The organism is Flavobacterium pisciphilum, assembly GCF_020905345.1.
GTDB lineage: Bacteria > Bacteroidota > Bacteroidia > Flavobacteriales > Flavobacteriaceae > Flavobacterium > Flavobacterium pisciphilum.
This window is the reverse complement of sequence record NZ_JAJJMO010000001.1, coordinates 3,917,519-3,939,846: the sequence shown is the minus strand read 5'-3', so window position 1 is coordinate 3,939,846 and position 22,328 is coordinate 3,917,519. Positions and strand designations below refer to the sequence as shown.

Genomic DNA, 22,328 nt, shown 5'->3' with positions numbered 1-22,328 from the left:
AACATTTCCTAAATGATCCGTATAATTAAATACATAATTATAACTGTTGGTACCATTTACAGGAGTGTTGTTTACATACCCTCAGCTGTTGGAAAATACTGCAAACTATTGTATTTGTATTTGAAATATGTAAACTTTTTTTAAGAAGAGACATACATGAGCTCACGAGCAAGATGCTCGCGCCAGCAGGGGGAGTTCTGAGGCTCTATAACAAATACGTGAGACTCATACTGAATAACTAGCTGTTTTGGTACAAAAAAAATCATTGTTTTTTTACATAAACTCACTATTTAAACTAAAGAAACCACTCTTAAAAATGGAGTGGTTCTTGGTTTGTTTGCTTATTGTTGTGGGTACGAGTGTGACACTCGCACTAGCCTAATGGCTACTAATTGTTCGGACTAGCGGGGGAACACGGTTTGCAAAACCGCTATCGTTGGCAATATATCCGAGCCATCTGAGTTAATCATCAAATAACTACTTCGTGTAAATAACACAATTTGGCATTTCTTTCTTAAGCCGAGTTATTTGCTCTTCTGGAATATTATCATTCCCTTCAATGCCCAAAACGGTTAATTTTTTCATGTTCCAAATACCCTTTGGCAAACTATTCAGATTACAATCATTTAAATTTAAAATCTTTAATGATTTTATATCGAGATTGGAAATATCTATATCAAAATTGTTTGACAAATCAAGACTTTCCAGTTTTAAGCTGTTCATTTCTACGGGCAATGATTTTAAATCATTCATAACTAGATTGAGCTGTCTAAGACTCTTTAGATTCCGAATTTTGGCAGGGATTCTTGAAATATTTGTACATGGTTTAATATCACATTCCGAACCCGAAAAAGACAAAATTTGAAGGCCACGTAACTCGAAAATTTCATTTGGAATTTCCTTGTAGCGATTTCTATTCTGAATTTTTAATTCATTAGTTTTTTTAGCTTCCTCAATTTTACCTTTTGTCTCATCGTCTATTTTCTGCGCAGTTGCGCAAGACGAAATAGATAGTAAAATAATCAATATTGAAATTAACTTAAGGTGTCTTAACTGTACCATTTGCATTATATATGTTATTTGTTGCCGTTCCAACGTTTACCGTTCCAGAAGATTTCAGAGTTTTTGTATCAATATTAAGTTTCGTAATATCCGAAGCTAGTACGCCACGTCTATATGGACTCATGGTTTTCTGTCCCGCTGGTTGTCCACCGTAACCGTATTGGTCAGAAACTGGTGTTCCTCTTGGCGACATGATGCCAGGAACACCGCTGTCGACTGTCGCATCATGTCTACCGCCGTCGGCCTCGCCCGCTTCGTACCAACCTAAACCGTGTCCGAACTCGTGACCATCAGTAGAGCCATTGTTTAACTCGCTTCCTATAAAGTACCCTGAATTACCTGGGGTATCGTAAAAAGAAGATTTAAAACTCAATTGCGAACCGTCTTCTACGCGGACAAAATTATTTTCTGCATCACTTCCATTGTTCTTTGCCATATCTGTTGCGTCTTGTTCGCTAACATATTCGCCTGATATTGCAAATTGTACGGAATATGTAACTCCATCAATATCCATCGTTCCTCCTGCGGCATTCCAAAGCTTCTGAATATTTGTAGCTGTATCAGTAGCTTGTTGCTTACTCGCTCCGCCACCGTAAAAATACATAGTTGAGCTAATTGTAACCGTTTTGTTTTTCTCATCAAGTGTTCCAATTCCAGAACGTCCATCAGGGTCAATAAAATTCAATGGATTATTGCTAACATAATTGTAAGGCGTATTACTATATAATTGCTCCGCTAACGGGTCAATGTTCATCCAACGTCCAAGTGCAGGGTCGTAATTACGTGCACCATAGTCGTAGAAGTTAAGCCCCAGCTCGTCTTGGAGCTCTTTGTTGTTGTACTTATACTTTTTAGCAACTGCATTACCTAAAGAACTAATGACATCGTTATATCCCATTTGTTTTAATCCAAACGGGTAATAATTATTTTCGTCAACAATACTCAGGTTTTTATCATAACTCAAGCGTACATTCCCTAAATGATCTTTATACTGGTAAATATACTCAAAAGTTCCCGAATTGTTATTTACATAGCCCTCTGATTGAGGGAAGAACTGAAGTATGTTATTCTCATATTGATATCCATTAACATAATCAGTACTCGTTTTATTAGTTCCACTAGTTACAATTTTCAGCACTTTTTGTCCTGTTGCATTATAAGTATAGGCAATGTTTCCAGTAGAACCAAAAGTGATAAGAATTGGTAAATTCAGATGATTATAAGTAATAGCTGTAATGTTTTTATTGGCATCACTAATCATATTTCCATTGGCATCGTAACTGTAATCATCTCCTGTATTAGAGCCATCAACAAAACCAACGGCTTTATTGCTGCTATCTGCCACTTTCATAAGTTGGTTAGTTTTATTTGCATTGCCATAACTGTAAACCAAATCATCTATTAATGTTGGAGTAGTATCTGAAGATCCGTTACGGGATAACCCCATTATATTACCATTTTTATCATAAGATAACGATTCATTATAGGTATTAGTCACAGCATTATTTTTTTGGAAAACGGCTGTCTTAAGACGGTTTAGATTATCGTATTTATAACCATACCCACGAGTTGTTGTACCTGAATCTGAATTTGACTTCCATGATGTTTCCGAGATATTCCCATTGTATAACGGTAATACTCCAGGGACTCCTGTTGGTACTGTATTGTAATCTAGCTTAAAGGCAAATAAATCTTTAGGATCTCCAGCTTGAGTAAGTGAAGACATATTATTTATTCCTGTTAACCATCCTCTGATGTTATAAGTAAAATCTATTTTTTGAGTTGGAGCTGTGGTGGTGTTTCCTACCTTTTTTATTTCCAACTGACCTAATTCATCATAAGTATTGGCCGCAATAAGTTCAATAGCTCCATCATTAATCTGATGGGTATGTGTAAGCAAACGGTCTTGGGCTGAATAAGTATAGGCCTCTTTCGTTTTTAATTCCGGATCACCACTAACTCTTTTGTGTCTTGTTATGGTGTACTGTAACTGTCCTGAAAAAGGATTTAAATTACTATCAGTATAGGCATAACCTCCCAAATAATTTTGAGTATAATTACGAATTGGTCTTGCTTTGGCATCGTAAAAAACAGCTGTTGTTTCCCCCAGTGTTGCGGTACTCAAGGTAGCAACTCTTATCCATGAAGCGGTACTTACTGTTTTTAACTGTGAAGCCGCTAAAGTGTTTTGTCCTTCTACGCTTGTAGGTATTGTTATAGCAGGTGTACTTGGAAAAGTATAATCATCATAATAGTTTACAGTAAGAAGCTTGAAGCTAGTAGGGGCAACAATATTACTATAATAAGCTGCAATACCATCTATGGTTCCTGTTGCTTGTTTGGTTTCGAATAAAACTGTTGCATTATTTTGAGCATCTTGTAATGCTTTTCTACCAGTGTCTGTAGCTGCAGTTTCTGTCATCCAGCCCGTATAAACAGGACGACTAAAAGCATCGTATTTGGTAATTAACCAACCCGTTGTGCTTAAATCTGTGAAAGGAGAATTTGAAGGACCTGTAGCTACAGGTCTGTCTAATTTATCATATACTATAAACTCCCATTGCTTGCCTGGTAGTTTTTTCTCAACCAATCGATTGCGATAATCGTATTTGTATTGGTAACATAAATCATTTAAAATTGCTAGACTTCCAGACTCTATTCTTGCCGAAAAAGTACTTCCTTTTACAGCATTAAATCCAGGTAACAATGTAATTGAATTGGTTGCTGTTAAATCTAATGTAGTTCCTGAAGCTACAGTAGCTTTAGAGCTAGTGTCATATGGACTATTGGATACATTTATAAGATCTGAGGCTTTAGGGGGAATTACATAGGTTAAATTACCATATTGATCATACACATAATAAGTATCGTGTTTTGCTCCTGCATCATAAGTCCTTTTTAGAACTACTTGTCCTTCTTTATTTTTAAATTCTACAGTAGAACCGTTAGCTTCAACTAGTGAAGCTGTTGTGTTCTCATCATAGGTAATTGTTTTATAAAGCTCATTGGCTGGATAAAATCCTGTTCCATTTGCTTTACTCAAACTTATATCATATAAGCCTAAAGACTCTTTCCAAGTAGTGTTAGCAATAAATAACAGGACTTGATCTGTATCACTATTGGCCTGATAATCCATTTTGACGGTATGATTATTAGCCAATGCCCAATCGTTTCCTGGAGCCGCTTGTTGTAGCACTCGATTTAAAGGGGATGCCTCTACTTGTTTTTCGCTATAAGGGTTCGCATTTACTGCGCCATATTTGGTCTTATACTGCTGTACTAAATCAGGAATTAAAGTTGAAGGAGCAATATAATTTGAATTATTTTGTCCAGAAGCAAAAGGAAGGTATTCTTTTAGTTGTCTTCCAAAACCATCATATTCTGTAGGGATTACAATATCTTTTCCTGTTGCGGATGCCTGATAGCTAATTTGTTGAATTGGTCTTCCTAAGCCATCAAAATAAGTAATATTCTGATTGGCCTGATTAATCGTGGGAGCTGCAATAGCTGTTTGGGTAGCGACTTTATAGGTTACTGATTTTATGTAATTCTCACTTTGAGTTTGTCCAATCATTATTATAGGAAACAAAACCAAAAGTAGGGCTGTAATTTTTTTCATAATCATTTTTGGCTTATTGTTTATAATGGTATTGGTTTTCTGAAAGGATATTTTTGTTTTTGTCTTTTACAAATTGCAATCTTCCAAAGTTGTCATAGCTATAAGTGATTGTATCTCCTTTTGGATCTGTAATAGTGCTTACTCCAACTAGTGGGATATAAGTATAGGTTGTAACCATTGCATTAGGTAATGCTATGCGTAAGGCATTTAAAGCATCTATTAATGCTGTTTCTATTCCTGTGTTTGAAGCATCTTGTGCAGTTGTAATCAAACCTGCTGGAATGTTTGCATAACTGATATTCTCTATTTTGGCAATAGGTTGGGTTTTATTATAGCCCCAAATGTAGCAAACTGAAGTACCTCCTTCTGGGGTATATTGCTGAAGATTACCACTTGTTTTATCAATTAAATCATATTTAATTTTTCTTTCAAGAATTCCATCTCCTTTGGCAGACATTACCATTTTAGGAGCTATTAAATTATCACCCCAATCATCAAATACTATTCTATTTGTTGCTATTTTGGAGATTACCCCATCTTTTTTGATTGTAGATTCTTCTTGAATTGTCTGTGTTAATTGATGTTGGTCATTTGATTTTAATTTATTAATAATCTGTAATTCTCCCGAATTTAATGGAGGTGTTAACGTAGTAGAGCTAATAATATCATCTGGATAAAATGTTTTGCTTATGATTTCTTCCCCTTTACTATTGGTCTTATTGACTTGTGAAGGCAATAATGGATTGTTATTATAAGTGTACGTTTCTATAGTCTCTAGTGGAGTATTTTCGTTAAAATAACTAATGCTTTTTGAAAATGTTGGCCTGAACCATTGTGAACCAGAAGAATATATAAGGTATGCAACTCCTGGAGTATTATTATGTCCATAATTTCTAACTTCTGACATTACCCCAAAGTCTGGAATAATAGAAGGCCCAAAAGTTTCATGTTCATTTATTTTACTTTCAATTATTTTAAAAATAGTATCCTTTTTAGCATAAGTATCTACTTGTAATAAATTTCCAACTTTCCATCCTACATATTTATCCCTTTTGTCAATCATCTTACCATTTCCAACTGCACTATTCCAAGGCTCATCGTGTACGAAATTCGCTAAATAAGTGTACTCTATTTTACCATTATTAGCTTTATTAGTCGCATCTATGTCCAATTCAGTAACATTTTCATAGGCTACAACACTTTTACTAAGATTAACGGCTGGAAGTTGAGATTGGCTCGAAAGCTTATAGCTATTTGAAAAATCCAAAAAATAATTTCGTTCTATAAAAAAAGGATAATTGATACAATATCCACTTGACATCTTTGTTGAGAACCTGTTGTAATCAAATTCTTTAATTAAATCATTTCCTTTTGCATCAGATGTGATAATCCTTTTAATCCTCAATCCTCCTACTTTTTCTTTTTCTGTATTTTTTTCATTCCAAGCCATGGTTACAACAAAACCATATGTTGAACGCGGATAACTTTGCCTTCTTGCTTCAATTTTATATACACCATCTGGTATTTGTAATTTTGAATGTCTACTGCCTAATCCTATATAGTACTTAGGATCAGTAACTCCACGAATACTAAAAGTAAAATGAGCTTTAGTTGTATATAAATAGTCATCAGGGACACCTTCAACATTTAAGTTTATATTAAAATCACTGACTCTACCTTTAACTGTGAATTCTTTTGAATAGAATTCTTTTAATTCTGCAGTAGGGTTTTCTCCTAAATCAGAACTCAGATCTTCTGGGTCAGGCAGGAATCCTTCATTTCTTATTTGGATTTCCGTAAATGAATTATTATCGGGTTTGTCTACGATAAGTCCAACTTCATTACTTTCATAAAAAAATTCTCTACTTCCTCCAGTTGGGTATTCCATTTTAGTTAATATCCCTGCTTTTGCATATGATTCATTTAGAGCTCGTATTGCTGATCCGACTGTCACTTCAAAACCCAACCCATAGTAGAGAATTTTAGGAATTAGAGAAGTATTATTGGTCTCACCGTTATAATACCCCCATGCGTCCTGAGCATATGAGGTTTTATTTGGTAAATCGGTTGTATTATAAAAAAACTTATAAGCTGGCAACTTTTGTTCCAATGCATTTTCTTCTTGAATTGTATTTAATTTTAGTCGGTAAATACTACTTGAACGATTGCCTAATACCCAATTGTACTTAGTATCTTGAGAAATAAAATAGTCATAATTAAGGTTGTATTTTTTTAATAATGTGGTGCCATTTTTAATAGAAATACTTCCTAAGGCTTTTGTTTTTGGGATGTCTAATCGCTCTTCTTTTTTATTTTCAAAAATAACCTCCTGAGATTTTGAAGTAATTTTATTTAGATAAGTATCTTTAATTCTCCTTTCTAGATAATTTTCATCTCTGTGATTTAAATCCGTAGAGTTGTTATCATAACATTTAAAAATACTGCTTTCTGTTTTAATTATTTCATCATAGAAATCACTTTCCTGATAGTAAAAATTCACAATATCTTTCTTAGGACTCTCTATTTTCATTAAAAACCACGATGAAATATAATCTGAATTACTATTTTGACCTGTAATCCCCACTTCACTATTATAATTGTAGCTGATAGAATTAAACTGTCTTTCTACTTGAGTCCTGTTATCACTATCATTTGTATTTCCAAAATAATATTTAATTCCTTTTTCATCTGTAAAAATCCATGAAGTAATATTTTTGTTAGTATCAAAAATAGGAGTGATTTTAACATTACTAAATGGGATCTGCATAAAGGATTGACTACTTTTGTTATAATGAAAACGACCACTATAATTCAGAAAACTAAATGAAAAAGTATCTGGCTCATAATCTCTATTACTCATAGAATTAACATACTCATTAGTAAACTGAGCATTCTGAATTCCAATGCGAAACTCATTCACGGTATGATTGGTATACATATAACCAGTTGGAGAATCGTCAGGCAATTGTTTTATTGTTCGGGAAACTACCCCACCAGCATTTAGATTCCAACCCAACCCTACTTTAGAAGCTGTTTCTTCTACTTTTATTCCCCCAGAATAATAGGATAGTGAAATCGGAATTTCTAATTGCCCTTCTTTAAAATTATAAATAGGAACACTAATGTCTACAATACCTGAACTTAAAGAAACAGGCTGGTCAATATACTTCCCTAATGAAGCAACCTCGGCAGAAGGAGGTTTAACCTGCAATACGTTTTGAGCAAAAAAATTATTACTTGAAATGACAAATAACAAAAAAAGAATTATGAATTTTGTTTTCATTAATATTTAAAAAGGAGGGGTTAGTTTTATATTTGAAAGTATTTTTAGTTTTATATATTACATTCTAAACCCATTGTATTTAAGCTTATTTTTTTGCAATATAGATTTCATTTAATACGACATAATTAATAGTAACGATACTGTTAGTAATATTAAATGTTATAAACAGCAAGTATTTCGGCTGTAATTTCTCTTATGTTTACACCCTATCTTATTGTGTCAGTACACGTTATTTGAAAATTATGAGTAAACTTTACTGAATTTTACATTTTTCTCAAAAGAACAGTTTGAGGTAGTATTAGAGAAGAACAAATAAATAGAAGTAATAAGTAGTTATTTTTCATTTTTTGAATTAATTATGACAAAATATTGTTTTTTTTTGTAAGCAAAAACCTAATTTGCAATATTAGAGATACTTTTCAACAAAAACAACAACTATTTAATTATTTTACAGAGAATTTCTTATATTTATTATAAGATTTTTCACCAAAAAAAACATAATAATTATCATTCTCTACAAAAATTTAAAGTTTTTTTAGAAAATTACAATAAACAACAAAACCACTCCATTACGAAGTGGTTTTGTGTTTGATTCTCTTTTAAGAACACAGATTTAAAATCTACACTATAACGTTTATGATCCTACTTTGCATTATCCAAAAACATACAATCCCATATTACTAACTTTCGAATACTACCATTTTTTTTTGAAATAAAAAAAAAGACCTATCGATAATAAACAAACAACCCCAATTGCAAACCAATCACTACCCGCAATGTACCCACCTCTTTTACTATATAATAAATAAACTGACCAAATGACTCCAACCATTAAGCTTACACCTAAAACTTTTAATCTTTTCTTTTTTTCCATTTTTATATTATAAAATTACTTCGATCCTCTTTTTTTCTAATTCTTCTATTATTTCATCCATTTGTTCTTTATACCATCCATCAATAATACCACCGATGCTAATTATACTCTTATTGCAATCTTTTTTATATATCCTAAATTTCAAACTTATTGAATTTGCTCCTTCAAATTCATTTCCATAAGTAAATTTTAAATCCTTATATTCATATACTTCTATATGCTCTTTAAAGAAATACTTATTAAAAATTAATATTATGCAGTCATCTTTAATTTCTATACCCCTTAAATTTTTAAAAAAAGTAAGAATCAAATTCGGAACAACAACAAATATACTCCATATCGGTAAAACATTATTACATGTCAAATTTCCACCAATAGCAATTAATAAAATAAAAAGATGGGACACTAAAACTCTATATAATAAATATTTTTTATTCCTTTTAAACATCATAACCTTTTATTCCTTTGTAAAATCTTTATAAATTGAAACCCCACTAGAAACCCCACTATTAAGAGTACCATAAGTACTATAGATTGAAATCCCATTAAATAAAACATTTTGCCCTCTAGATAATTCACCAAAAGCATTAAGAGTACCTTTATAGTTCCCTAAAAGCTTAGGAGAACTAACACTTCCTACGGCCCAAACCGAAGCAACATCAATTAAAGGGGCATATTTATTACCACTTTGACCAGCTATAAGACCAGGAATAGAAGCATATTTATGAAGAACATCACTAGGCTTATCATTAAAAGAGTCAGCCATCTGACTGATTCCTATTGAAATTTGTCCTATAGTCAAAGGTAATGCCAATCCTGAAGCTCCAAAAGTTTCTGGAATTGCTGAAACGGCAGTAATTGTAGCAATAACCCCAAATGTGGTATTACTTAAACCATTCATAAATTTATTATCATCACCCCATAACTGCATTGTAGGTCCATATTCACCTGATGGAACATAAGTATTTTTATTTCCTTCAATTACTACTTCATTTAATTCAATAGTATTCCCCATATCCTTTGCGCCATTTAGACCTTTCCAAGTAGTTGTCGTTTTTTCTTATTTCCAACTACCACTACTATCTGTATGAAGAGCTCCATTTTCTGCATCAACTCCAATTGGAGGGGTCAGCCATCATCCCATCTAAAGACTGCTCTGCCATCATTCCATCTGGATCAATAAAAAACATTGGATTATTATATGCATAATTATATGGCGTCCATCTACGAGAATTTTCTGCTAACGGGTCAATATTCATCCAATGACCAATTGCAGGGTCATAATTTCTCGCTCCATAGTCATACAAATTAAGTTGAGTGCCTCCAATATTCTCATCTTGCAATTCCTTACCATTATATTTATACTTTAAAGCATCATTAGTTGAAGGAGTACCATTATTATAACCAATTTGTTTTAAACCAAACGGATAATAATTGTTTTCCTCAACAATGCTCAGGTTTTTATCATAACTCAAGCATACATTCCCTAAATGATCTTTATACTGGTAAATATACTCAAAAGTTCCCGAATTGTTATTTACATAGCCTTCCGATTGAGAGAAGAACTGAAGTATGTTATTCTCATATTGATACCCATTTACATAATCAGTACTCGTTTTATTAGTTCCACTAGTTACAATTTTTAGCACTTTTTGTCCTGTTGTATTATAAGTATAGGCAATGTTTCTAATAGAACCAAAAGTGATAAGAGTTGGTAAGTTCAAATGATTATAAGTAATAGCTGTAATGTTTTTATTGGCATCACTAATCATATTTCCATTGGCATCGTAACTGTAATCATCTCCTGTATTAGAGCCATCAACAAAACCAACTACTTTATTGCTGCTATCAGCCACTTTCATCAGTCATCAGTTTTGTTTGATTCCTTTTGTGTGTAAATATTTAAATCTACACCATCGGACTATGCTACTTTATTTATAAATTTTCTCTTCACAATCCCAAGTAATAGATAAAACTGTATCTTTCTTATGGATATTAAAAATCAATTCTCCTTTTCTTTTAATTATTGTGTCTCCTATGGAAATGCGATTATTATATTCGTCCCATCCATTGCTTGATTTACATTCTTTTTTTTACCTGTTACAGGATTAATACCACTAACATCAAACCTGTAAGAACCAGTATTTGGCATATCATAAACAACAATCAAAAAATCATCTTTCCTCATTGCTTCTGCTAAACGATCACAATCAACTTTCATACAAGAATTAAACGTCAAAATCAATAAAATCAACAAGCTATATTTCACAATCATCATTTTTTATTTTTAGAATTATATAAAATTATTGAATTTCCTCCTGTAACTCCTGCGTTAAACCCAGCCATCAAATTAAAGTTTTTGGTTTCGACACCTTTATCAGAAAACTTTAAATTACTTTCTGCTGATTTAGAATAGAATTTTTATTCTCATTATATCTGCAGATTACAAATCTGAGCAATCGGATATAGAAAACAAAGCTAAAATTTTGTTTAAATCTTATATAATTAGCATATAAAAGCAAAAGCCACTCTATAATGAAGTGGCTTTTTTGATTCTCTCTGCGAGCACAGATTACAACAAATTTGCGTTATCAGATAAAATATTCTTCAAAATTTTTGGAAGATTAAAATACGTAGAATCATACGATTTGTCTTTTAAAGTGTTATTTAGAAACTCTAAGTTAGTAGCATCATAATTTACTAATTCAATTATAAAATCTAAATAATTTGTTTGATGTGTTATTCTAAACAATATTAAACTAGCTAATAACTGTTCATTCTGATGATATATAGTATTATTTCTGATGACTTCAAGATTTTTTACAATTGTTTCAACATATATAAATTTAATGTTTGCATTCAAATATTGTAAACAAGCTAAAACTAAAAAGTCATTATCAATTTCGTCGATTAAAAGAAATTCTAATATTTTTTTATAATTTATGTCGAGTCCAAAATCGGTAGCGAAATAAATCAAATCAGAAAGAAAATCTAAATTAGAATTATCTAAATTAGAATTAATAAATTTTTCAATATAAAGAAAATCTTCATATTCAAATAAGGAATATTCTGAAAAGAAAGTTCCTATTAATTCTTTTTCATTAAGATTTAAAACAAACTCAATATCATCTTTAGAAAACTTTATTCTATCATTACATAGCTCGTTAATAATATTATTTGCTTCTATAAAAGGAAGGCTTTCGATACTTTTTAATTTAAAATTCATTATTTCTTATCTTTACTTTGTCTTGAATTTCGTGCTCCTGTATTTTTTTCATGTTTTTTTAATTTTTGAAGGTCAGAACTACTAGCTGTACCAGCCGCTTTTCTAGCAGTAATTGATTCCAATTCATCATCTTGTAACTTCCCATTATTACTTCCTCTTTGTGCAAATGACATCACTACATCAGATTTTTCTAATATAATACCTGTTATGAGTGCTGCTGTTGCTGCAATTCCATATCCAATACCTTTTGGAATAGCGGCTACATCAGAAGGGTCAGGTGTTAAAGCATCCGCAGTAGCTGTTGTAGCAGTGATACTTAGTAAAATATTTCCCATTTGAGGTTGGGCAACATCTACACCTTTTCCAACACTAACCGATGATTCAACTTGTATCATTGAACTAGTATCTATACCACTGGCTTTAAACATAAATTCTGTAGCTTGTGAAGCATCGACACTTCCATCACTGTTGAAAGAATAGATGTTTTCATTTTGGTCTTTTGCAATGAACGAACTACCCACATAAGATTCTCCTGCTTTTAATTGAGTCGATGCATTTTCTTTAGTAAGATTAGCATCAAAAACCATATTCCCATTTGCATCCGTTTTCCAATCATCTGCTTGCATTCCATCTGGATCAATAAAAAATATTGGATTATTATAAGCATAATTATATGGTGTCCATCTACGAGAATTTTCTGCCAACGGGTCAATATTCATCCAACGACCAATTGCAGGGTCATAATTACGTGCACCATAGTCATACAAATTCAGCTGATTCCCGCCAATATTCTCGTCTTGCAGTTCTTTCCCGTTGTACTTATACTTTTTAGCAGCTGCATTACCTAAAGAACTAATATTATTGTTATATCCTATTTGTTTCAAACCAAACGGGTAATAATTGTTTTCATCAACAATACTCAGGTTTTTATCATAACTCAAGCGTACATTCCCTAAATGATCTTTATACTGGTAAATATACTCAAAAGTTCCTGAATTGTTATTTACATACCCTTCCGATTGAGGGAAGAACTGAAGTATGTTATTCTCATATTGATATCCATTAACATAATCAGTACTCGTTTTATTAGTTCCACTAGTTACAATTTTTAGCACTTTTTGTCCTGTTGCATTATAAGTATAGGCAATGTTCCCAGTAGAACCAAAAGTGATAAGAGTTGGTAAGTTCAAATGATTATAAGTAATAGCTGTAATGTTTTTATTGGCATCACTAATCATATTTCCATTGGCATCGTAACTGTAATCATCTCCTGTATTAGAGCCATCAACAAAACCAACGGCTTTATTGCTGCTATCAGCCACTTTCATAAGTTGGTTAGTTTTATTTGCATTGCCATAACTGTAAACCAAATCATCTATTAATGTTGGAGTAGTATCTGAAGATCCATAACGGGATAACCCCATTATATTACCATTTTTATCATAAAATAAGGATTCATTATAAGTATTAGTCACAGCATTATTTTTTTGAAAAATGGCTGTTTTAAGACGGTTTAAGCCATCGTATTTATACCCATACCCACGACTTGTCACATCTAAATTTGACTTCCATGATGTTTCCGAGATATTCCCATTGTATAAAGGTAATACTCCTGGGACACCTGTTGGTACCGTATTGTAATCCAGCTTAAAGGCAAATAAATCTTTAGGGTCAGCTCCCTGATTAAGAGTGGCTACATTGTTAATCTCTTTCAACCAACCTCTAATATTATAACTGTAATTTATATTTTGGATATTATTTCCTACTTTTTTAGAAATTAATTGTCCAAGTTCATCATAAGTATTATTTGTAATAAGTTCAATTGTTCCATCATTAATCTGATGGGTATGTGTAAGCAAACGGTCTTGGGCTGAATAGGTGAACGCTTCTTTTGTTTTTAATTCCGGATCACCACTAACTCTTTTGTGTCTTGTTATGGTATACTGTAACTGTCCTGAAAAAGGATCTAAGTTACAATCAGTATAGACATAACCACCCAAATAATTTTGTGAATAATTACGAATTGGCCTTGCTTTAGCATCGTAAAAAATGGCAGTTGTTTCTCCTGTTATTGAGGTACTAGTATTAAGCACTCTTACCCAAGAAGCCGTTTCCATCCCTTTTACTTGAGTAGTCGTTAAAACATTTTGCCCTTCTAAACTCGTTGGTATTGGAATTGCTGGTGAACTTGGAAAAACATAATTATCATAATAATTCACCATTAAAAGCTTAAAATTAGTAGGTTCAACAATATTGCTATAATATGCTGCAATACCATCTATAGTTCCTGATTCTTGTTTACTTTCGCTAATTAAATTAAGTACTGCATTGTTTTGTGCTGCCTGTAATGCTATCCTCCCAATTGCAGTAGCTGCAGTTGAAGACATCCAACCATTATAAACAGGACGATTAAAAATATCATATTTCATTATTAACCATCCAACAGAATCAACATCTGAAAAAGGTGAATTTGCAGGGCCTGAAGCTACAGGTCTGTCTAATTTATCATATACTATAAACTCCCATTGCTTGCCTGGCAATTTTTTTTCTACCAAACGATTTCGATTATCATATTTGTACTGATAACATAAATTATCTAAAACTGCTTGGTTAGCATCAATAGCAGCACTAAAAGTACTTCCACTCTGAGCATGAAAACCTGGTAATAATCGAATTGAATTAGTAGCTACTAAATGCAAAGGAGTGCTTGAAGAAGTCAGTATAACTTCTGAAGTGAGATCAGCTTGCGTTGCCACTACTGAAGTAGAACTAATCAAATCTGACCCCTTGGGTGGGATTACATAAGTTAAGTTTCCATAAATATCATACACATAATAGGTATCGTGTTTTTCGTTTGAACTATTAACTCCTACAGTCCCATAGCTTCTTTTAAGAACAACCTGTCCTTGCTTATTTTTAAATTCTACAGTTGATCCATTACTCTCAACTGGCATAGCAGCGGTATTTTCATCATATATAATAGTTTTGTATAGTTGGTTTTCCACATAATAACCTTTATTTACAAATGAAATAGTGTATAATCCTGACACAGCATCCCAATTTGTACTTGCCTCTAAAAATTTAACCTCGTTAGCGACATTGCTTTGATAATTCATTTTTATCTCATGCCCTGAACCTAATCTCCAATCATTTCCCGGGGCTGCCTGTTTCAGTATCCGTCCTATAGACGAAGCCTCCAATTCTTTTTTACTAAAAGGATTTGTAGTAGCCTCTTGTGAAGGATTTCCGTTTACAGAAATAGTAGGGTTTTTATAATAAGCCAAAACATTTACCTCAGCAGCTGGATCAAATGTCATATTATTATTTGAGGATTTAAATGGTAAATATTCTTCAACCTGTCTTCCAAAACTATCATATTTAATATGTGTAATTATATCCTTTCCTGAGGCCGATTGTTGACCCAAAATTTGTTGTATTGGCCTACCTAATCCATCCAAATAAGTTATCTCTTGTAAAGCCTGAGCAGCTGTTGGCGTTATTATCTTAGTAGAACTTGGTACTTTATAAGTAATATTTTTGACATAATTCTCAGTTTGTGTCTGGCTAATAATTAAACCTGGAAACAATACCAAAAGCAATTTGATTATTTTTTTCATGATCCTTTTGGGTTTATTGTTTGTAATTGTATTGGCTCTCAGTGAGTATTTTATTGTCTTTATCTTTTACAAATTCGAGTCTTCCAAATTCATCATATGTATATGTTATAGTATCTCCTTTAGGGTCAGTAATACTAGTTATTCCAACAAGCGGTTTATAAGTATATGTCGTTACCATTGCATCTGGCAAATAGACACGCAAACTATTTATAATGTTCAGATTGGTCTCATTATAATTATTCACAATTCCAGTTGTTTTACCTAAAGCAATTGCAATTAGAAGATAAGAAGCATTTTCTATTTTAGCAATGGGTTGTGAATTATTGTATCCCCATATTATTGAAACAGGAACTCCATTTTCTAGTTTATATTCCTGAACATTACCATATGTATCGTATTTTATAAATTCAATTTTCCTGTCATTTGTATTAAATAAGTTAATACTTGCAGCTCCTTTAGTAGAAAATATAGCTTTAGGCAAATATGATCCCAAATTAAATTGACCATAAGCTACTTCTTCTTCTGAAACTTTTTGATTCGCAACAAATTTTTTTGTCGTTATGGGAGCTAAATAATTTAGATCATACAATTCTTCCATATAAGGTTTTTGTTTATCTAATAAGTGCGGAGGCAACAACAAATCCGCAGTATATTGATATTCAGTTCTTAATTCTTTATTTGATGAGTCATATGAAATATTTTGCATCATTTTTTTATGATAAGCACTATTATATTTGTATTTTTCAGTAGTAGTAACATATGTACTAGGGCTTTCATAATCTTTAGTTTCAACTGATTCGAGAATATTTGCTTTGTTTGTGATTAAACTGTACTTACTTACTAATCCCACATAATAATGAAAAAGATATTTACCCTTAACATTAGGAATAAGATTATTATAACTTAAACCAAAAACTTTATTTGTTTTGTTGGGTTTAGTATATGTTGCGTAGTTATATATTTTCTCTTTTCTTATATTTCCTAGTTCATCAAAATAACTTTCTTTTTTTATTTTTCCTCGATTCCAATCATAGTCTGGGTTTTCAGGAAAAGGGTAATTATTAGGGAATAAATGATTTTGAACATAATAGTTTTTAAGAGCCACATATCCTGAAGGCAATGGAACTAGTGATTCAGAAGGACTAATCCATGTTATTTTAGTTGGTTTATAAAGTCCGTATTCAGTATCATCACCATCACCAAGCATCCCTGGAGCACTATACTCATAAACAGTTTTTCCGAGACCACTTACACTTTCTGTTACTCTTTTATACCCCACATAACTTCCATTAGTTGTCCCAAGCTTAGATTGGCTAACGCTGGAAATATTTTTATAATTAAAAAAAGCTGTTGTCAAACGTTTGAGAATATTGGTAAAGATTGGCATTGCCGTGACTTTACCACTTGATGTACCATCTTCATTCAAATAGCTATAATTTTTAACTGTAAGAGGATTTGAAAAATTTCCTTTTTCAAAAGTTTTAATATTATTTATTCGTAATCCACCGCCTTTCTGCAAACATCCACTATATAAAAAGTCATTTGATTCATACGTATATTCTGCTCTCCCACCTGTAGGATATGTTATACTTGTCAATATTCCTGCCTGGGCATAAATAGGGTTAGCATTTCTATTTGCTCCTGGTTCTACATAATTATCTGTAAAATTGTAGGGATAACATAAAGGGTTAAGCTGATATTTATTATTCCCAATTAGAGAAGGGTATACATAAATTTGAGGTATCATTCCTCGCCCCTCATTACTAGGTGTAAATTCTTTTGCATTATTATTATTAAAATATCCCCAAAAATCTTGTCGTGGCGATCTTTTATTAGGCAATGCTATATTACTATATTCAAAACTATATGTTTTATTTGCTGAAGGCGTATAATGTTCTTTTACATGATTTAGTTTTAATCTATAAAAATCTGATGAATCTGGGGTTTCCACTCCAACTCGAGAACTAACAAAGTAATCGAATCCTAGATCATATTTTTTTATTAATTGAGAAAATTTATTATTAACAACAATTGAAGATATTGCTTTTTGAGGATTTGTCAATCCCCCCATTAATGACACATCTAACCTTGCAATTGCATTAAAATCTATAATTTCATTATCCGTAATTATTCTTGTTAGTCGTTTAGCATTATCTGATTTTGTAGCAGAAATACTATAAGTATAAACATCATAAACTTTTCCGCTCGGCCACCCATCATCTGGATCTATATCAATAAATTGCTGCGTTTTTGAAGCTCCTGTTTCTTGCCAAATATAAACTTGTTCATCAGCATATTCAAAATTTACTTCTTGTTTATTTTTAGTTTTTATTTTTGACAAGTACCAACTAGAATTATATTTTAGTATTCTAATTATTGTAGCAGGATCAAAAGTTTGGGCAAATTGATTTTCCTGAACTCTTTCAACAGTATCAAAAAAATATTCTGTCCCATCCTCATCAATAATAGTAAAAGCAATAATCTCTCCTTTAGCATCTAATTTATGAGTAATACGAATATCTTCATGTGGAATCAATTCAATACTTTGATTACCTCCATTTACATCAAATACAAATTTTCCAGATTTATTACCAAAACTATAATAGAAAACATCAGGTTCAAGGTCATTTGACCCAGTAAATGTATAAGGAAAACTTGGATCATTTCTCATTGCCAATCCTAATTGGTTATCTAAGTACTGATTATCGGGACTATCCATATTCATGTTTTTTAAAACTTCATATTTCCCTGTCCAAAATCTTCCAATTGTTGGGAATTCATCGAAATCATTAGCATGATGATAATATTCTTGGCTTAATTTTGCAAAATCGTCAGGAACATTTCCCTTTACTGCTCTAGTAATTACACCTCCTGCATTTAGAGCCCAACCTAGACCGACATTAGATGCTGCTTCTTGGACTTTAATTCCTCCTGAATGGTATTTCAATTCAATAGGCAATGTAAAATCGTTTAATTTTATTTCCCAAAGAGGTATTTGAATACTTGGAATACCTGTATAAAGACTAACAGGCTGATCTACAAATTTACCTAATGCGGATGGAGTTGGACTAGGCGACATAATCTGAGGAGGGAATCTCTGAGGAGGACCATCTTGAGAAAAAATTATAGATACATTGAATAAAAATAAAAAGTAAATATACTTCATATCGATTTGAATTGAAAGATTGATAAATTATTTTGTGACTTACCTGAGATAAAGAATAGACAATAAAAATGTTTATTTATTATATTCTTTTTTTTTATTTTTTTCTTGATAAACAGAAATATCTATTAAATCAAAACACAGTTATAATTAACATTTTTTATATTAAAAAACGTTTAACATAAGCTTTTTAACAAGTTTTTTAATGCACAATAATAGTCATTTCTTCTTGGGAAACAAAAATTAGATTTCATTTTTTTAAAACTATTTATATTTAATCTAAATAAAATCAATGCCAGTTGTTTGATTTAAAAACAATTAAAAGATATTTTTTAGCAATAAAAAAAAATAAAAAAAATAATCTTTTTCTTGCTTTAAAAGCATTGAGCAGTTTATTTATTAATTATTCCATTTTAAATAATCCGTAAACACTATATAATTACCTACTCCAATCTCCACATTCTTCAAAATGATAATTTTGATAAAACACAAAAACAAATAACTCCCCCTGCAGATTTGTCTAGGTAATATCCCTATTTGTCCATTGTATTCATAAAATAGGCTGCTTAATTTTGCATGGAATCAACGCAGCTTCTTATATTACCAACTTCCATGAACAGAAATAAATTAATCCGATACTTATTTGCTCTAGTTATGATTGGCTCAATGATTGGAGTTTCGGAATGGCTAGGAGAAAAAGAAATTCTCTTTCCCGAAATGGCTGCGTTAGTGCTTGGCTTATGGGTTATAGATAAAAAAATATGGACTGTAAGCAGACCTATGTTAATTGTACTGATGACTATTTGTGCTGTTTTTGGAATTCTCCTTGTTCGTTATTCTCCGTTTCCATTGCTGGTCAATATTGCAATTTCATTTGTCTTCACTACACTTTGTCTCATTATAACACGTACCTCACTAATTCCGATAACATCAGCAGCGATGCTTCCTGTGCTAATGGGAACCCATTCGTTGGTTTATCCTACTTCCGTTTTTATCATGAGCATTTTGGTTGTTACTGGACAGTGGTTTCTAGAAAAAAACAAATTACGCCAAGTCACCCCTTTACATATAAAAAAGCGTTATGTCCATAATCCGAAACACTGGATTAAATTATTTTTCTGGTTATTAGTCATTGCTGTAGTTCCCGTATCTACTGGAAGAGTGTATTATATAGTGCCTCCGCTGGTGGTAATGTTTATAGAATTTAGCTCCTCTACTGCGGGCTTTCGCAACCGTCCAATTCAAGTTTATTCAATAATGGTAATTGCAGCTTTTTTAGGTGCACTCTTTCAATATTACCTACATACAATATTTGGTTTGCCTTTAGTATATACAGTATTACTACTATTTTCGTGTCTTTTCCTCTTTTTTGAAATCATCGGAAAACCTTTTGCCCCTGCCTGTGCTATTGCGCTTGTCCCAATGATTATCCCTCAAGAAAATGTATTATCCTATCCTTTTCAAGTGGCTATCGGAACAGCAGTCTTTTTATTTGTGGCAATGTTCTTTTTCCAAAAATGCCATCGATGGAAGCGTGCTCATCTTCTCGTTTGTTTTGTACCACAACCTATACGATTGAAAATGGAGCGACCAAACCGCAAAACTGATCTAATTAAACAATAAAAATTAAAACCTAAAAATGAAGCTATTCTGTCATCAAGCATTCATTATGAGAAGCAAATAAATACAACGTTTTAAAAACATTATTTACTCTCATTCTCCAATCTTTTAAACTCCTTATCAGCTATTAGCTGTGCTTTCACAAAAAAATCAACACATCTCTCTTCAAGAAAACTACTATACGCTATAGTATCTTTATGTTGTAATCTCTCAGAATTTACAGATAACAATTGATATATTAAACTCTCTTCATCTTCAGCAAAATCAAAAGGAAGCTCTATCTCTTGAATATATTTCAATAAAGAGAACAAACAATTCACTGAAAATCTACCTGTATAATACCCTAAGAATAAATGTATATGTCCAATTGCAATTTGTTTTAACGCCTTATGCAAAAGTTCATTTTTCATTAAAACCAAATCGTCATTGCAACAATCTTGTCCAAGACTAAAGAATTGCTGCGCCAGTTGCATTTTGTCATCATAAAATTTCTTCACAAAAAGCGTCTCTCTTTCTAAACCAAAAGTTTTAGAATAAACAAGAAATAAAGGATTATTATATATCAAAAGACCATTTGATATAATTGCATTAAAAAAATATTTCTGATTATGATTTTTCTTGTGCAAATAATTAATACTGTGATTAAGAATTGTCACTTTGTATTTACCTCCAAATTTTTCCTGTATCAGTGCTTCCATTAATACTACCGCCTTATCGATATGTTCCAAATTAAGTACAAACAAATAAAAATGATAATTGGGAAGTTGTTTGCTATAATTTGTATTTTTTAAGGTATTGCTCTCATGAATTGTATTATATCCAAAACAATATATACTCCTTGTTTTCTGAAAGGATTCTGTAATTACTGCACTTATCTTTGAGAATGCCTCGTCCATAATGTAGTTAGACTGCATCCTATCATTAAAAATTGATTTTCCTAAGTAAGTTTGATTGTTTAGCTTTCTTACTTTTTGTTTACATGACTTTATATGTTCGTGAAAGAGCCTATTAATTTCCCTTTGCATTAATTCTATTTTAGCCTTTGCCTTATCTATCAATACAAAATCTATGGCTGCCATATCATGATTTTGCTGTATACTATTATAGGCATCATTAAGCATAATAAGAATCTCTTTGTCTTCTTGAATCTCTTTATCGAGTATGGTTTTGAATGTGGGTGCAAAAGCAATTATATAATCATAGTGTACTAACAAACAAGTAGAACTAATAAATTCTGGCATCAGAAACTCCGAAGCACAGATGTAGATATAACGCAACGTTTGGTGCATTGCAAAGGCAGTATCGATACTTTTATTACTTCTTCTGTAGATAGATACATTCCGAAAAATAACCACTGCTGATTCAATATCTATATCAAAGCGCCTTTTTGCTTTTTTAGATAACTTTTTTGAAGTATCTATGCTTGGATAATACACTTTTGATTCTGACTCAAAATAAACTAATTCTGTATAGCTACAGTGTTTTATAAAGTACAATTTCCCTTTTCTAAATCCATAATCGGCCCATTTAGAATTGATGAATTTAAAAACAAAATCGGGATATAATTTTGCAAGCTTAAGTGTTGTTTCACCCAATGCATCTCCATCCTGATTGCAATTTTCTTTCAAGATAAATGTTATGATAACAATACCATTATTGCTATTATGCGATACATAAATTGCTCCCGCTTCAATAAACTGAAGTAAGTCTGCAATTGCTTTTTCTAATCTTTCATGATTGGGATTACTTTTTGCTATTTTGATCGGATAATCCATAAATTTATTTTTTCATATTAAAACAACTCCCCATTTAATGACTATATATAATTTCTAAACACTAATAATCTTAATACGTTTATCAACCC

General features: G+C 31.8%; 13 protein-coding genes. 1 reads left to right on the top strand and 12 read right to left on the bottom strand.

What is annotated here, in order from left to right; all coding sequences use genetic code 11:
* Positions 1 to 477 precede the first annotated feature (477 nt).
* The 11 genes from LNQ49_RS16780 to LNQ49_RS16730 all read right to left on the bottom strand — a co-directional run bounded on the left by LNQ49_RS16780 (position 478) and on the right by LNQ49_RS16730 (position 18,847).
* Complete coding sequence (locus LNQ49_RS16780) at positions 478 to 1,062, bottom strand: leucine-rich repeat domain-containing protein (protein WP_229990172.1); 585 nt, start codon at positions 1,060 to 1,062, stop codon at positions 478 to 480.
* On the bottom strand, positions 1,040 to 4,681 hold the full coding sequence (locus tag LNQ49_RS16775; RefSeq protein ID WP_229990171.1) for a DUF6443 domain-containing protein: 3,642 nt from the start codon (positions 4,679 to 4,681) through the stop codon (positions 1,040 to 1,042). Before LNQ49_RS16775 ends, LNQ49_RS16780 begins: the two co-directional genes overlap by 23 nt.
* Positions 4,682 to 4,694: 13 nt before the next feature.
* Positions 4,695 to 7,964 (bottom strand): RHS repeat domain-containing protein, encoded by a 3,270-nt coding sequence (locus LNQ49_RS16770; RefSeq protein ID WP_229990170.1) that lies wholly within the window; start codon positions 7,962 to 7,964, stop codon positions 4,695 to 4,697.
* Positions 7,965 to 8,658: 694 nt separating this feature from the next.
* A complete protein-coding gene (locus tag LNQ49_RS16765) occupies positions 8,659 to 8,838 on the bottom strand; it encodes a hypothetical protein (RefSeq protein WP_229990169.1) in 180 nt (59 codons plus the stop codon).
* A 7-nt stretch (positions 8,839 to 8,845) separates the two neighbouring features.
* Entirely contained in the window at positions 8,846 to 9,289 is a 444-nt protein-coding gene (locus LNQ49_RS16760; protein WP_229990168.1) for a hypothetical protein, read from the bottom strand.
* 6 nt (positions 9,290 to 9,295) lie between these two features.
* Entirely contained in the window at positions 9,296 to 9,853 is a 558-nt protein-coding gene (locus LNQ49_RS16755; protein ID WP_229990167.1) for a hypothetical protein, read from the bottom strand.
* A 94-nt stretch (positions 9,854 to 9,947) separates the two neighbouring features.
* Positions 9,948 to 10,700 carry an RHS repeat domain-containing protein gene (locus LNQ49_RS16750; protein WP_229990166.1) on the bottom strand — a complete coding sequence of 251 codons (753 nt, stop codon included), beginning with the start codon at positions 10,698 to 10,700 and terminating at the stop codon, positions 9,948 to 9,950.
* A 173-nt stretch (positions 10,701 to 10,873) separates the two neighbouring features.
* Complete coding sequence (locus LNQ49_RS16745; RefSeq protein ID WP_229990165.1) at positions 10,874 to 11,116, bottom strand: hypothetical protein; 243 nt, start codon at positions 11,114 to 11,116, stop codon at positions 10,874 to 10,876.
* A gap of 294 nt (positions 11,117 to 11,410) precedes the next feature.
* Positions 11,411 to 12,064, bottom strand: a complete 654-nt coding sequence (locus LNQ49_RS16740; protein WP_229990164.1) for a hypothetical protein — start codon at positions 12,062 to 12,064, stop codon at positions 11,411 to 11,413.
* Positions 12,064 to 15,681 carry a DUF6443 domain-containing protein gene (locus LNQ49_RS16735; RefSeq protein ID WP_229990163.1) on the bottom strand — a complete coding sequence of 1,206 codons (3,618 nt, stop codon included), beginning with the start codon at positions 15,679 to 15,681 and terminating at the stop codon, positions 12,064 to 12,066. Before LNQ49_RS16735 ends, LNQ49_RS16740 begins: the two co-directional genes overlap by 1 nt.
* A gap of 13 nt (positions 15,682 to 15,694) precedes the next feature.
* Positions 15,695 to 18,847, bottom strand: coding sequence for an RHS repeat domain-containing protein (locus LNQ49_RS16730; protein ID WP_229990162.1), 3,153 nt, complete (start codon positions 18,845 to 18,847; stop codon positions 15,695 to 15,697).
* Between the two features lie 609 nt (positions 18,848 to 19,456).
* Between LNQ49_RS16730 and LNQ49_RS16725 the strand changes: the two genes are divergently transcribed.
* A complete protein-coding gene (locus LNQ49_RS16725; RefSeq protein ID WP_229990161.1) occupies positions 19,457 to 20,467 on the top strand; it encodes a hypothetical protein in 1,011 nt (336 codons plus the stop codon).
* A gap of 80 nt (positions 20,468 to 20,547) precedes the next feature.
* Here LNQ49_RS16725 and LNQ49_RS16720 read toward each other — a convergent pair whose 3' ends face one another.
* Positions 20,548 to 22,239, bottom strand: a complete 1,692-nt coding sequence (locus LNQ49_RS16720) for a hypothetical protein (RefSeq protein WP_229990160.1) — start codon at positions 22,237 to 22,239, stop codon at positions 20,548 to 20,550.
* Positions 22,240 to 22,328: the final 89 nt, after the last annotated feature.

Bases quoted from the DNA above. Each gene is read 5' to 3' on its own strand.
- LNQ49_RS16780 (WP_229990172.1), bottom strand. From the start codon at position 1,062: ATGGTACAGTTAAGACACCTTAAGTTAATTTCAATATTGATTATTTTA.
- LNQ49_RS16775 (WP_229990171.1), bottom strand. From the start codon at position 4,681: ATGAAAAAAATTACAGCCCTACTTTTGGTTTTGTTTCCTATAATAATG.
- LNQ49_RS16770 (WP_229990170.1), bottom strand. From the start codon at position 7,964: ATGAAAACAAAATTCATAATTCTTTTTTTGTTATTTGTCATTTCAAGT.
- LNQ49_RS16765 (WP_229990169.1), bottom strand. From the start codon at position 8,838: ATGGAAAAAAAGAAAAGATTAAAAGTTTTAGGTGTAAGCTTAATGGTT.
- LNQ49_RS16760 (WP_229990168.1), bottom strand. From the start codon at position 9,289: ATGATGTTTAAAAGGAATAAAAAATATTTATTATATAGAGTTTTAGTG.
- LNQ49_RS16755 (WP_229990167.1), bottom strand. From the start codon at position 9,853: ATGGGGAATACTATTGAATTAAATGAAGTAGTAATTGAAGGAAATAAA.
- LNQ49_RS16750 (WP_229990166.1), bottom strand. From the start codon at position 10,700: ATGAAAGTGGCTGATAGCAGCAATAAAGTAGTTGGTTTTGTTGATGGC.
- LNQ49_RS16745 (WP_229990165.1), bottom strand. From the start codon at position 11,116: ATGATGATTGTGAAATATAGCTTGTTGATTTTATTGATTTTGACGTTT.
- LNQ49_RS16740 (WP_229990164.1), bottom strand. From the start codon at position 12,064: ATGAATTTTAAATTAAAAAGTATCGAAAGCCTTCCTTTTATAGAAGCA.
- LNQ49_RS16735 (WP_229990163.1), bottom strand. From the start codon at position 15,681: ATGAAAAAAATAATCAAATTGCTTTTGGTATTGTTTCCAGGTTTAATT.
- LNQ49_RS16730 (WP_229990162.1), bottom strand. From the start codon at position 18,847: ATGAAGTATATTTACTTTTTATTTTTATTCAATGTATCTATAATTTTT.
- LNQ49_RS16725 (WP_229990161.1), top strand. From the start codon at position 19,457: ATGAACAGAAATAAATTAATCCGATACTTATTTGCTCTAGTTATGATT.
- LNQ49_RS16720 (WP_229990160.1), bottom strand. From the start codon at position 22,239: ATGGATTATCCGATCAAAATAGCAAAAAGTAATCCCAATCATGAAAGA.